Source organism: Gilliamella sp. B2969 (genome assembly GCF_026536195.1).
In the GTDB taxonomy this organism is placed as follows: domain Bacteria; phylum Pseudomonadota; class Gammaproteobacteria; order Enterobacterales; family Orbaceae; genus Gilliamella.
Window position 1 is genome coordinate 81,683 of record NZ_JAFNOP010000002.1, and the last position, 14,303, is coordinate 95,985.

Below are 14,303 nucleotides of genomic sequence, written 5' to 3' on the forward strand. Positions count from 1 at the left end.
TCGTTTAACCGTTTTAAGATGCAAATTTCGTTAAAAATTTCATGTTAATTATACGATTCAGTATAGTAAAAAATATTCATTATTAATATTCATAAGACCACTATTTCTATTTGAAATCCTTATGATAAGTGGTAGTATACGCGATCTATTATTTTAGATGCAATATTTACACACATGTGCGCTTTCGTGTGGCGCACCACTGTTATAAGGATTTATTATGCCAATTATTACTCTTCCTGACGGAAGTCAACGTCAGTTTGATAAACCGGTTACTGTTTTAGAAGTCGCTCAAAGTATTGGTGCAGGTCTTGCCAAAGCATGTATTGCAGGGCGTGTTAATGGACAGCGTAAAGATGCTTGTGACCTCATTGATCAAGATGCAACATTAGCAATCATTACCGCTAAAGATGAAGATGGACTTGAAATTATTCGCCATTCTTGTGCACATTTATTGGGTCACGCCATTAAACAATTATGGCCGGATACGAAAATGGCTATTGGGCCGACAATTGACAATGGTTTTTATTATGATGTTGATTTAGAACACTCTTTAACACAAGAAGATCTTGATGCGCTTGAAAAACGTATGCATGAATTGGCTAAAAAAGATTATGAAGTTATAAAGGAAGTCGTTAGTTGGGAAAGAGCTAGAGAAGTCTTTTGGGAACGTCATGAACCTTATAAAATCGCTATTTTAGATGAAAACATACCGAAAGATTCAACGCCAGCACTTTATCATCATGAAGAGTATATCGACATGTGTCGTGGTCCGCATGTACCAAATATGCGTTTTTGTCATCATTTTAAATTACAAAAAGTTGCGGGTGCTTATTGGCGCGGCAATAGTGATAATAAAATGTTACAACGTATTTATGGGACAGCTTGGGCTGACAAAAAGCAATTAGATAGTTATCTACAATTTTTAGAAGAAGCGGCCAAACGCGATCATCGTAAAATCGGTAAACAACTTGACCTTTATCATATGCAAGAAGAAGCCCCTGGCATGGTGTTTTGGCATAATGATGGCTGGATTATTTTCCGTGAGCTTGAAGTGTTTGTTCGTACCAAACTTAAAGAATATGACTACCAAGAAGTAAAAGGTCCATTTATGATGGATCGAGTGTTGTGGGAAAAAACGGGTCACTGGGGTAACTATAAAGAGTTAATGTTTGTGACTTCATCTGAAAATCGTGAATATTGTATTAAACCAATGAACTGTCCTGGGCATGTGCAAATTTTTAACCAAGGTTTGAAATCTTATCGTGATTTACCTTTGCGCATGGCAGAGTTTGGTAGTTGTCATCGTAATGAGCCTTCTGGTTCTTTGCATGGGTTGATGCGTGTACGTGGTTTTACCCAAGATGATGCGCATATTTTCTGTACTGAAAACCAAATTCGAGGTGAAGTAAACAGCTGTATTAAAATGGTTTATGACACTTACAGCACTTTTGGCTTTACTGATATTACGGTCAAATTATCAACACGTCCTGAAAAACGTATTGGTAAAGATGAAACTTGGGATTTAGCTGAAAAAGATTTAGCTGACTGCTTAACCGAAAATGGTATTGAATTTGAATATTTACCAGGTGAAGGGGCATTTTATGGTCCTAAAATCGAATTTACGTTACATGACTGTTTAGGTCGAGCATGGCAGTGTGGTACAGTTCAACTTGACTTTATGTTACCTGAACGTTTAGATGCAACTTATGTTGGCGAAGATAATGAACGCCACACACCGGTTATGATTCATAGGGCTATTTTAGGCTCTATGGAGCGTTTTATGGGTATCTTGACCGAAAACTGTGCAGGATTTTTCCCAACATGGCTTGCACCACTACAAGTTGCTGTCATCAATATTACCGATAATCAAGCTGAATATGCAAAACAATTAACCGAGCAACTACAAAAAGTTGGCATTAGAGCAAAAGCAGACTTGAGAAATGAGAAAATAGGGTTTAAAATCCGCGAGCATACTCTAAAACGTGTTCCTTATATGTTTGTCTGTGGAGACAAAGAAATGGAATCAGGAACAATTTCAGTTCGAACTCGTCAAGGTAAAGATCTTGGTAGCTTTGAAGTGAAACATGTTATAGAATTGTTGCTTAACGAAATTCATAGTCGTTCATTAGAACAGATGAATTAATGATAAATTAATTTGGAGGAATGAGATATTAAAGTCAGTAAACGAATTCAGTCAACACGCGCGCATAAAATCAATGATGAAATTACTGCTCGCGAGGTGAGGTTAACCGGCGTCGATGGTGAACAGCTCGGTATAGTTAGCTTAGATGAAGCTTTAAAGCAAGCCGAAGAAGCAACTCTAGATTTAGTTGAAATAAGCCCTAATGCAGAGCCACCTGTTTGTCGAATTATGGATTATGGCAAGTTCCTCTATGAAAAGAGTAAAGCAACAAAAGAACAGAAGAAGAAGCAAAAGGTTGTTCAGGTTAAGGAAATTAAATTCCGACCTGGTACAGACGAAGGCGACTATCAGGTAAAACTCCGCAGCCTGATGCGCTTTCTAGAAGATGGCGATAAAGCTAAAGTAACGCTACGTTTTCGTGGTCGAGAAATGGCTCACCAACAGTTAGGCACTGAAATGCTTGATCGCATTAAAGAAGACTTAGCTGATTTGGCAATCATCGAATCTTATCCAACTAAGATCGAAGGTCGTCAAATGATTATGGTGCTTGCGCCGAAGAAGAAATAATGGTTCATCAAGTTAATTTTTAATTTTGTTAAACGTTACACCATTATTTTGTGTTATTAACAATGCGAAGTAGGAATTAATAAAATGCCTAAAATTAAAACTGTAAAAGGCGCAGCAAAGCGCTTTAAAAAAACAGCTTCTGGTGGCTTTAAGCATAAGCAAGCTAACAAAAGTCATATCTTAACTAAAAAATCAACTAAACGTAAACGTCATTTACGTGGTTTGACAACAGTGTCAAAAGGTGATTTAGGTTTAGTTGTAGCGTGTGTTCCATACGCTTAATTTTGGTTAACTATTTAGAGGATATGATTTATGGCTCGTGTTAAACGTGGTGTTATTGCTCGTGCACGTCACAAGAAAATTTTAAAACAAGCAAAAGGTTATTATGGAGCTCGTTCACGTGTTTATCGTGTTGCTTTCCAAGCAGTAATCAAAGCTGGACAATATGCTTATCGTGACCGTCGTCAACGTAAACGTCAATTCCGTCAATTATGGATTGTGCGTATCAATGCGGCAGCTCGTCAATGTGGTCTTTCTTATAGCCGTTTCATTAATGGTTTAAAGAAAGCATCAATTGAAATCGATCGTAAGATCCTTGCAGATATTGCTGTATTTGATAAAAATGCATTCGCTGCATTAGTTGAAAAAGCAAAAGCTGCATTATAATAACTTTATAAGAGCCGAGTTATCTCGGCTTTTATTATTTTAAATATAAATGATTTATTTTAAAAAAGTGGATTAATGATGAATTTAGTTATTTTTCGTTTGTTTTTTAGCTTCAATAGTAATATTGGTTCGTGAGGCAAGGAAAAAACGAAAAATAATTATAAAGCCTCAAAAGAGGCTTTTTTTATATAATGAACAATAAGCAGGAGAACTGTATGTCTCAATTAGTTGAACTGGTGAATAATGCCAAATCCGCTATTGAAGGTGCTAATGACATTAATGCGATCGAACAGATACGTGTAGAATATTTTGGTAAAAAAGGTTACTTTACCATGCAAATGGCTTCTTTACGTGATGTTCCTGCCGATGAACGTCCCGCGGTCGGTCAAAAAATCAATGATGCTAAGCAAATAGTCGTTGAATTATTAAATCAAAAACGTCAACTTTTAGAGCGCCAGGCTCTTGATGCAAAATTAGCCAACGAAACCATCGATATCTCATTACCGGGTAAAACACTTGAATTAGGGGGATTACATCCCGTCACCAAAACAATAAATCGTTTAGTTGAATTTTTTGGTGAACTGGGCTTTGTTGTTGAAACAGGACCCGAAATTGAAGATGATTATCATAACTTTGATGCACTTAATATCCCTTCTCATCATCCTGCTCGAGCAGATCATGATACCTTTTGGTTTGATGCAAATCGTTTATTAAGAACACAAACATCCACTGTTCAAATTAGAACAATGGAAACACAAAAACCACCTATTCGAATCATTGCTCCAGGTCGAACTTATCGCAATGACTATGATCAAACTCACACGCCAATGTTCCATCAAATGGAAGGTTTATTGATTGATAAAGATATTAGCTTTACTCATTTGAAAGGGCTATTGCATGATTTTCTTCACTGCTTTTTTGAAGATGATATGGAAATTCGTTTTCGACCTGGCTACTTTCCATTTACTGAACCTTCAGCCGAAGTTGATATCAAAGCGAAAAACGGTAAATGGCTTGAAGTTCTAGGTTGTGGTATGGTCCACCCAAATGTGTTGCGTAATGTCGGTATCGATCCTGATGTCTATAATGGGTTTGCTTTTGGTATGGGAATCGAAAGATTAACCATGTTACGTTACGGTGTCACCGATTTACGCTCATTTTTTGAAAATGATTTACGTTTCTTAAAGCAATTTAATTAATTCTGGAGATCAAAACATGAAATTTAGTGAAAGTTGGCTACGTGAATGGATCAATCCAGAAATAAGTAGCGATACACTAGCCGATCAATTAACTATGGCTGGATTAGAAGTTGATGATATCGAAAAAGTTGCTGGTGATTTTACAGGTGTCGTTGTTGGAAAAGTGGTAGAATGCAAACAGCATCCTAATGCCGATAAACTACGCGTGACAAAAGTCGATATTGGTAAATCTGAATTATTAGACATTGTCTGCGGCGCACCTAATTGCCGTCAAGGTTTAATGGTTGCTTGTGCAACTGTTGGGGCTGTTTTACCAGGAGATTTCAAAATCAAATCAGCAAAACTCCGAGGTGAACCTTCAGAAGGAATGCTGTGCTCTTATTCTGAATTAGGTATTGCTGATGATCATAATGGTATTATTGAGTTACCTGAAGATGCTCCTTTAGGACAAGATATTCGAGAATATTTAAATCTTAACGATGTTATGATTGATATTAGTGTTACACCTAATCGAGCTGATTGTTTTGGTATTGTTGGCGTTGCTCGTGATATTTCAGCGGTTAACAATATACCAATGAAGGAGCTTAAAGTAGCAAACGTACCAGCGTCAATTTCCGATACCGTCTCAATTCAAATAGATGTTCCAAAGGCAGCCCCTCGCTACCTAGGAAGAGTAATCAAAAACATCAATATCGAAGCAGCTACGCCATTATGGATGAAAGAAAAGTTGCGTCGTGGTGGAATTCGTTCAGTTGATGCCATTGTAGATATTACTAATTATGTATTACTCGAACTTGGTCATCCAATGCATGCGTTTGATTTAGCTCAAATCGAAAAAGGGATTGTTGTTCGTTATGCACATCAAGATGAAAAACTCACATTATTAAATGGTAATGAAGTCAAATTAAATGATGATACGCTTGTCATTGCTGATCAGCAAAAAGTACTCGCGATGGCCGGTATTATGGGCGGTGAAAAATCAAGTGTTACAACGTCAACCAAAGATATTTTTCTAGAATCAGCATTTTTTGCTCCATTAGCTATTACCGGTAAAGCACGTGAATATGGTTTGCATACTGAGGCTTCTCATCGTTATGAACGCGGAGTCGATCCTGCTTTACAAAATGTTGCAATCGAAAGAGCAACTCAATTAATTATTGAAATTTGTGGTGGTGAGGTAGGTCCGGTTGTTAATATTACCAACGAAGAACACTTGCCAAAACAAGCGACCATTCAATTACATCGTTCAAAAATAGATCGCATTATCGGTTATAAAATTGAAACGCAAAAAATAATTGATATTCTTGAAAGATTAGGATGTAACGTCTCATTCAAAAATGAGATTTGGACCGTTGAAGCACCGAGTTGGCGATTTGACTTACAAATAGAAGAAGATTTAGTTGAAGAAGTAGCCCGTATTTATGGCTATAACAATATTCCTAATGCGAATATGAAAATTGAATTAGTTATGAAGCCGAAGCCAGAAAGCCACATAGCGTTAAAACGAATTAAAGATTTATTGGTTGATCGTGGTTATCAAGAAGCCGTTACATATAGCTTTGTTGATCCAAAAATTCAAAGTCTTCTTCATTCTGAGCAAACTGCAATAACGCTGCCAAACCCAATTTCAAGTGAAATGTCTGTAATGCGCTTATCGCTTTGGTCTGGATTATTAGATGCAGTGTTGTACAATCAAAACCGTCAACAATCACGTATTCGTCTTTTTGAAACTGGTTTACGTTTTGTTCCAGATCAAAGTTGTGAATTTGGCGTTCGTCAAGAACTCATGTTATCAGGCGTTGTCACCGGTAACTTATATGAAGAACATTGGGCATTGCCTAAACGAAATATCGATTTTTATGACTTAAAAGGGGATATAGAATCTATTTTGGCACTATTAGGCTGTAGCGAAACTGTTGAATTTAAAAAAGCAGACATCAATGCATTACACCCAGGGCAAAGTGCGGCCATATATTTGAACAATGAAATTATTGGCTATTTTGGCGTATTGCATCCAGAAATCGAAAAAAAATTATCTTTAAATAGTAAATCGCTTGTTTTTGAAATAAATTTAGCTAAAATTAGCGATAAGAAGGTACCTGTTGCTCAAGACCTATCGAAGTATCCGTCAAATAAACGAGATATAGCTATTGTCGTCTCAAATACAATTCCAGCAGCAGATATTATAGCTGAGTGTAAACGTGCTGGCGGAGAGCAACTTATTAAAGTCAATTTGTTTGATGTTTATCAAGGTGATAACATTAAACAAGATCAAAAAAGCCTTGCTATCAGTTTGATTTTACAAGACAAATCACGTACACTTGAAGAAGAAGATATAACAAACATTGTAAGCAAATGTATTACAGCCTTACAAATTCGTTTTAAAGCCCTATTAAGAGAATAATAACTATGACATTAACTAAAGCTGATATTGCAGATCGTCTTGCCGAAAAATTTAATATAGATCGCCAAGAAGCTAAAGTCCTTGTTGAACTTTTTTTTGAAGAGATTCGAGTGGCTTTAGAAAAAGGGGAACCAGTTAAATTATCCGGTTTTGGTAATTTTGCTATACGAGATAAAAATTCACGCCCAGGTCGTAATCCAAAAACAGGGGAAAGTGTAGACATTTCAGCTCGTCGAGTTGTCACATTTAGACCAGGGATAAAATTTAGAGAACGAATTGAAAAAAATTTAGTTATCAATCGCTAAATTAATTTCTTATATCCATTGATCACATAGCCTTTCTTCAGTTGAAAAGCGGAAAGGCTATTTTCTTTTTTAATAAAGTAGTTGTTTTATTTTTCCAAATAAAGCATAATAACGCCTCTTCTATGGAGGCTCTATGGGTCCTCTTGCAACGTTTTTTTGCTCATCAGGTCAGATCCGGAAGGAAGCAGCCAAAGTAAAAAGTATGTGTGTGGGATGCGGCTGATAGGGTCTCCTCCATAAAATTTCAATTTACAGTAATCATAAATAAATCCTCAATTACCTCACTCAATAACTGATTAATCTATCATCAAATAATCTTTATTTTTTAATTTGAACATATACATGGTTGTGACGAGAATAGTTTTTTGAGATCATATGATTAATCTAATTATCCAATAATTGGAAATGCCGATAAAAGATTTTAATTTTATAAAACAAGAGAGAAATATTTATGATGCGAGTTGGACTATTTATTTTAACTAACTTAGCTGTGATGTTTGTATTTGGTATTATTTTAAGCATACTGGGTGTTGATTCTCATAGCACATTAGGCTTACTTATTTTTGCTGCTATTTTTGGTTTTGGCGGCGCTTTCATTTCGCTATTTATGTCTAAAAGAATGGCGTTACGATCTGTAAATGGTCAGATTATTACACAACCACGCAATCAACAAGAACAATGGTTACTTGATGTTGTCGGTAGACAAGCAAGAGCTCTTAACCTTAAAATGCCAGAAGTCGCTATTTATCAGGCTACAGATATGAATGCTTTTGCTACAGGAGCAACAAAAAATAGTTCACTCATTGCAGTTAGCTCTGGTTTATTAAATAACATGACTCAAGATGAAGCTGAAGCTGTACTGGGGCATGAAATGAGTCACATAGCTAATGGTGATATGGTTACCATGACTTTACTTCAAGGTGTACTAAATACCTTTGTCATTTTTATTGCTAGAATCTTAGCTTCTGTTGCATCTCAAGCCATGTCCGATAGAGAAAGGGATAGCTCACCACTTGTCTATTATATTGTTGTTATGGTTTTTGAAACCATTTTTGGTATTCTTGCAAGTTTAATTGCAATGTGGTTTTCTCGCTATCGAGAATTTCATGCTGATGCAGGCTCAGCCAAATTGGTCGGAGCAACAAAAATGATTGCAGCATTAGAAAAATTAAAAATAAGTTATGAACCCCAAGAAGAAGCTTCCATCATGGCTTTTTGCATAAATGGTGAAAAAAAGGTGAAATTTTCAGAATTATTTATGTCGCATCCACCATTAGAAAAACGGATCGATGCCTTACGAAATGGTTCATATAACCGTTAATTTTAAATCCATTATTTAATCTTATAATGTCTTGACAAGTGTTGTGATAATCACTATAACACTTGTCAATTCCATACCTGCTTAACCTGAGTTTGTGAGATAGTTAAATGTTGCATCATAAAGCGACCTACAATAAATTAGAATTACTTAGTCCAGCTAAAAATATTGAAATTGCCAAACAAGCTATTTTGCATGGTGCTGATGCAGTATATATAGGTGGACCGAGTTTTGGTGCTAGACATAATGCGGGTAATTCTGTTAGTGATATTGCTCAATTAGTTGAATTTGCTCATCACTATTATGCAAAAGTTTTTGTGACTCTCAATACCATATTACATGATAATGAACTTGAAGCTGCAAGACAGCTTATTTGGCAATTTTATGATGCAGGTGTCGATGCATTGATTGTACAAGATATGGGCATATTAAATATGGATATCCCACCGATTGATTTACATGCCAGCACTCAAATGGATATAAGAACACCTGAAAAAGCTAAATTTTTGTCTGAAGTTGGTTTTTCGCAAATTGTGCTTGCTCGAGAGCTTAATTTAATTGAAATTGCTAAAATTCATGAACAAATAGATGCAAAAATAGAATTTTTTATCCATGGTGCACTTTGTGTTGCATTTTCCGGTCAGTGTTATATTTCTCATGCTCAAACAGGGCGTAGTGCCAATCGTGGTGATTGTTCTCAAGCATGCCGATTACCTTTCACCTTAAAAGATGATAAAGGTCGAATTGTTGCTTACGAAAAACATCTTTTATCTATGAAAGATAATAATCAATCAAATAATTTGCGGGAATTAATCAGCGCAGGCGTGCGATCATTCAAAATAGAAGGGCGTTATAAAGATCTAAGTTATGTAAAAAATATTACTGCATTTTATCGCCAAAAATTAGATCAAATCTTATGTGAGTATCCTGATTTATCTCCAGAATCAAGCGGTAAAACGGAGTTCTTTTTTGCGCCCGATCCGAATCGAACTTTCCATCGAGGTAGTACCGATTATTTTGTTCATGGCCGAAAACCGGATATAGGGGCTTTTGACTCACCAAAATTTATTGGCTTATCCATAGGTGAAATTACAAAAGTTACATCCAAAACGATAGAGGTTAAAACAGATAAATTGTTAACTAACGGTGATGGTTTAAATGTTTTAGTTAAACGTGAAATTTATGGTTTTAGAGCCGATAAAGTAGAAAAAATTGCAGTTGGTCATTATCGAATTTTCCCGAATGAAATTCCTAAAGCGCTGTTTTCGGTGAAATTACCTTATTTAGTTAATCGAAACTTAGACCATATTTGGCAGCAAAATTTACTTAAAAACTCAAGTGATCGACGAATTGGTGTTATATTTGAATTAAGTAATCAAGATGGTGGAATTATTCTTTCAGCTAAAAGCGAAGAGGGCATTTGCGTTACATTAGAGCTAAATAGCGTATTTGCTATTGCAGATCAACCTGATAAAGCAATTAACAATATTCGTGATAATCTTTCAAAACTTGGTCAAACTATATATTATCTAATTGATTTTAAAATTAATTTATCAAAAGTCTATTTTATTCCCAGCAGTCAACTTAACCAATTTAGACGAGATATTATCGCAAAATTAACCACAGAACGACTAAAAAGTTACTGTCGACAAAAGCGCAAACCTGAATTAATACCAAAGCCAATATATCCTGAAAATCAGTTATCGTTTTTGGCCAATGTTTATAATCATAAAGCGAGAGAATTTTACACTCAGCATGGGGTTGAATTAATTGAAAGTGCTTATGAAGCTCACCAAGTTAAAGATGATGCACCATTAATGATAACTAAACATTGTTTACGTTTTGCATTTAACTTATGCCCTAAACAAGCTAAAGGTATACAAGGTGTTAAAACTAAAGTTACACCAATGAAGCTTATTCAAAACAATGAGGAGCTACTGCTAAAATTTAATTGTAAAGCGTGTGAAATGCAAGTTTGGGGGAAAATAAAAAATCATATTCTAAAAATGCCATTACCCGGTAGTGAGGTCATTTTACTGACTAAAAATAGTTAAATTGTAAATTGGTTAATAATTTTTGACGTTTTTAGTTTAGTATTTAATTATGAAAAATTTTTTAATTATGTTTAATAAGGTAACAACAAAACAGAAGTTCGTAATAATTACGTTAATTTAACATAATATACATTATGCAAACTTTATATTATTGATTATTAATAATATTTTTATTTTGCTTGGTGTTTTGACTAAAAAATAATTAGTGATAATTCAATAGGATTACATTATTACCATTCTTAAAATCAAAGGGAAGTGACGACAATAAGACTAATATTGTTGTTATTTTATATGTTGAGAAGATATAGAAAGATTAGTAGCTCTTATACTGTTTATTTTTTATGCATCTAATTAACGTATTGATTTAGATCATGAATTAAATTTTATACACAGTGTTATTTACATTTTATGTTAATAATTGCGCGGTGTTGCTATAGCCAATCGGCCGCAGTCACGCAGTGAACTATTGAGAAGTCACCAAGTTTTATCCTTTAATGCGGGTGGAAGGAACGCACCGCGAGGCTTTCCGCTTAGGCGTCTTTTTTTAAAAATTTTTCATAATTAAAATGTTAATATCACCAAAACTAGCTAAGGAGTACAGTATTTGAGACCAAAAAGAGCGAGTGGAAACAATTGAAGGCATGATGAAACATGAATTCAGACACGCATTTGTGGTAAATTTAATTACACTAGAACAACATGAAAACTATCTGCAGGAGCTCAATAAATTAACGTCTTACTTTTATAAAAATAAAAGATACTTTAACTTTTTATGATAAGGATTGGATTAAAATCAATAACTATTATGAAAAAATTGTAGCCTTAGATTTTGTGCGTAATCGAATTAAAGAAACTTTAGACTATTCTTGGCTAATTGAGGTGTAATAAAGATGTTTGATAATTTTGAGCTGATAGCGCAGGCAGCAAAAAAACAATGAATTTCAAATTTTGACTCCACCAATGTCAATCACCCTAAAAATCCCTATGCTCAAGAAGTGTATCAAGCCAATGATTTATTAAGTTTAATTTAGCTAAATGTGGTGACGATAAAGCTGTTCAAAAGGCAGAATTAGGCACAGCATTGACTGAGTCGGATAAAGTATTAGCATTAACCAAAAGTAAATATTTAACGGCTAAAAAACAGTACACAACGATATCAAGTCAAATGTTAGACCGGACATTGGATATTCCAAGAAAAAAGTTAGCCGAAAAATTTATTAGTCATGGAAAAATAACATCGCAAGATCTGGAGCTGGAGGATTAAACGATAAATTATCAATATAGTGTGCCGAGATTATATAGTGTTACAGATTGACCGATTCCAGATTGGTATTAGATGCCACAAATTTTTAAATTAGCGTCATGAATCTGTCAGTTAAATTACTAAAATTCATCTACGTTTATATTGGTACGCATAATGTATATTATGTTAAATTGATTAAATTATTATTTTATTATTAATATTTCATTTGAATGTTTAAGTTGTTGTTGATTTAAATTATAGACCTTGAGTTTTGATTATGAAATGTTACGTATATCATCTTATTTATTCAAGCTTTTGAGTCTATGCTTCTCACCTACCTAGGCTTTTAATTTAAGTTACTTTGAAGCTCATAAAAATTTATGATTTGATCTTATCGAATTTAATCAGGCACTTTTAATCGAATTTATCATTTATTTTGTTCTTTTTTAACATATAAAAAAATAATGGCTAACTGTTATATATTGTTTTATTGTAAAATATGCGATTATTATCAATTATCGAATTGGAATTAATCCTTTTAATAAAATATGCAAAGTAACTATAAGCCATTACGTTCCAAAAGTTATTCAGTCCCTTGTGAATTATGTAGTGTAGGTTCATTATGTATTCCTATGTTAGTCAATAACAAATTGCATACAGTTTTAGATCGTAAATGTTCTTATACCAAAGATCAGATCTTGATAGAAGAAAATACACCTTTCACTAAATTTTATATTATTCATTCAGGTGCTTTAAAAACTTATATCACCACCGCCGATGGTAATGAACATATTAATGGGTTTTACTTGCCAGGTGACATTGTTGGTTTAGATTCTATTTCAACAAAAGTATATAACTATACTATTAAAGCCTTAAATAATGTTGCCGTTTGTGAACTTAATTATGAAGAATTAATGTCACTTATTGAAGTCAATAAAACCGTTAGAGATATGATATTCAAGTTGTTAAGTACGGATATCTATAACTATCAGAAATTACTATTATGCTATTCCCAGAAAAAAGCGGATGAACGATTAGCATTTTTTATCTATTCACTATATAAACGCTATGAAAAACGAGGTCACACCTCTTTGAATATAAAATTATCAATGAGTAGGACTGATATTGCCAATTATTTAGGATTAACAATTGAGACAGTTAGTAGAATTTTGTCTAAGTTTCAAGAGCAAGATATATTATCAGTAAAAGGAAAATATATTTTTATCAAAAATTTAAATGCTTTAATTGTTTTGGGAAAGTAATTTATTTCATGATAAAATATTTTAAAAAGTTCATATTAAGGTTTAACAACTATGATAAGTTTAAAGAAAACTCTTATAGCAGCAACTGTGGCCATTATGCCAATGAGTTCATTTGCTGCACAACAGCTCACTGAAGAGCAAGCTAAAAATTTGCAATCATTCAAACAGATTACTGTTCGTGGTGCATTTTACACTGATAGTGATTATGTAATGGCAATGTCTAAAGCAGCAGATAAAGAAGGAGCAGCTGCTTTTTTTATTACAACAACAAATATTAGTCCTTCAAATGATACTTTGCGTATTGTTTATGCTAAATTATATAAATCAGATGCACCAAAATTAGAAGAGCCCGCTGAAAATCTTCGCAAATTTGAAGGTGTTTATGAATATCCTAAGTCTAAAGCTATTCGATTAGAACCTTTTAATATTGTTAGAATTCGTGGTTATTTTCCTAATGATTACGATGTAAATCAAGCGATTGCAAAAGAAGCCTCAGCTCAAGGTGCATATGCATTTTATATTGATTCGCGATCAGAACTTGGTAGTAATTTGCAAGTTGCTGCATATTTATTTAAAAAAGATGCGCCAGAACGAAAATTACAACCTGAAAATGCTATTCCTTATGATTCAGAAGCTGGGCAACTTGCCTTAGCTCAAGGTGGTGAAGCTGCAATGCAAGTTGAAAAACCAGGCTATTATTCACCATCAGCATTTAACGAAAAATTCTATGCCGAAAAATTCCACAATAAAGTTATTGATAAAACCGCTAAACCAAGCAATGTTAGCACAGTGAGTGGTACATCAACAACAGAAGCTGCAACCGCAGATGCAGCAAATGCACCACAACGAGCAAGCCGTTACACTGTCACTTTGCCAGATGGCCGCAAAATTCAAGAACTCAATGATGCAACTGCGGCGAAAATGGTTGCATATGATACCGTGAAGTTTAGAGGATATTATCCAACCGATCAGGAAATCTCGTATCAAGCGGGTAAACGTGCTATTGATGCTGGCGCTAAATATTATCATATTGCTCGCATCGCTCAAGATGCTAACGGACCAAATATCACAGTATTTGTTGATCTTTATCGATAATAACAGTATTGGGCGCTTTGGCGCCCTACTTTTTCAACTCTTCCTAC

The 14,303-nt window shown here is 34.4% G+C and carries 12 protein-coding genes, 1 other RNA gene and 1 other annotated feature; all 13 genes read left to right on the plus strand.

Going from position 1 to position 14,303, the window contains the following annotated elements; all coding sequences use genetic code 11:
• Positions 1 to 217: 217 nt before the first annotated feature.
• A complete protein-coding gene (thrS, locus tag J3U66_RS01765; protein WP_267332837.1) occupies positions 218 to 2,143 on the plus strand; it encodes a threonine--tRNA ligase in 1,926 nt (641 codons plus the stop codon).
• A gap of 27 nt (positions 2,144 to 2,170) precedes the next feature.
• Entirely contained in the window at positions 2,171 to 2,710 is a 540-nt protein-coding gene (gene infC / locus J3U66_RS01770) for a translation initiation factor IF-3 (RefSeq protein WP_065633609.1), read from the plus strand.
• 84 nt (positions 2,711 to 2,794) lie between these two features.
• The gene (gene rpmI / locus J3U66_RS01775) at positions 2,795 to 2,992 is read left to right on the plus strand and encodes a 50S ribosomal protein L35 (RefSeq protein ID WP_065557738.1); all 198 of its coding nucleotides are present in this window, start codon (positions 2,795 to 2,797) and stop codon (positions 2,990 to 2,992) included.
• 30 nt (positions 2,993 to 3,022) lie between these two features.
• Entirely contained in the window at positions 3,023 to 3,376 is a 354-nt protein-coding gene (gene rplT / locus J3U66_RS01780; protein WP_024496189.1) for a 50S ribosomal protein L20, read from the plus strand.
• Between the two features lie 74 nt (positions 3,377 to 3,450).
• Positions 3,451 to 3,564 (plus strand) — a sequence feature (Phe leader region).
• Positions 3,565 to 3,591: 27 nt separating this feature from the next.
• On the plus strand, positions 3,592 to 4,575 hold the full coding sequence (gene pheS, locus J3U66_RS01785) for a phenylalanine--tRNA ligase subunit alpha (RefSeq protein ID WP_065633608.1): 984 nt from the start codon (positions 3,592 to 3,594) through the stop codon (positions 4,573 to 4,575).
• A gap of 16 nt (positions 4,576 to 4,591) precedes the next feature.
• Entirely contained in the window at positions 4,592 to 6,979 is a 2,388-nt protein-coding gene (gene pheT, locus J3U66_RS01790; protein ID WP_267347717.1) for a phenylalanine--tRNA ligase subunit beta, read from the plus strand.
• A gap of 5 nt (positions 6,980 to 6,984) precedes the next feature.
• The gene (locus J3U66_RS01795; protein ID WP_267332835.1) at positions 6,985 to 7,284 is read left to right on the plus strand and encodes an integration host factor subunit alpha; all 300 of its coding nucleotides are present in this window, start codon (positions 6,985 to 6,987) and stop codon (positions 7,282 to 7,284) included.
• Positions 7,285 to 7,416: 132 nt separating this feature from the next.
• Positions 7,417 to 7,512: signal recognition particle sRNA small type (gene ffs / locus J3U66_RS01800), an RNA gene on the plus strand.
• Positions 7,513 to 7,735: 223 nt separating this feature from the next.
• Complete coding sequence (htpX, locus tag J3U66_RS01805) at positions 7,736 to 8,605, plus strand: protease HtpX (RefSeq protein ID WP_267347719.1); 870 nt, start codon at positions 7,736 to 7,738, stop codon at positions 8,603 to 8,605.
• A gap of 107 nt (positions 8,606 to 8,712) precedes the next feature.
• Positions 8,713 to 10,656, plus strand: coding sequence for a peptidase U32 family protein (locus tag J3U66_RS01810; protein ID WP_267347721.1), 1,944 nt, complete (start codon positions 8,713 to 8,715; stop codon positions 10,654 to 10,656).
• Positions 10,657 to 11,737: 1,081 nt separating this feature from the next.
• Positions 11,738 to 11,920 (plus strand): hypothetical protein, encoded by a 183-nt coding sequence (locus tag J3U66_RS01815; RefSeq protein ID WP_267347722.1) that lies wholly within the window; start codon positions 11,738 to 11,740, stop codon positions 11,918 to 11,920.
• Positions 11,921 to 12,447: 527 nt separating this feature from the next.
• Positions 12,448 to 13,161, plus strand: a complete 714-nt coding sequence (locus J3U66_RS01820) for a helix-turn-helix domain-containing protein (RefSeq protein WP_267344126.1) — start codon at positions 12,448 to 12,450, stop codon at positions 13,159 to 13,161.
• Positions 13,162 to 13,212: 51 nt separating this feature from the next.
• Positions 13,213 to 14,256: a YdgH/BhsA/McbA-like domain containing protein gene (locus J3U66_RS01825; RefSeq protein ID WP_267332831.1), complete on the plus strand. Its 1,044-nt coding sequence runs from the start codon at positions 13,213 to 13,215 to the stop codon at positions 14,254 to 14,256.
• Positions 14,257 to 14,303: the final 47 nt, after the last annotated feature.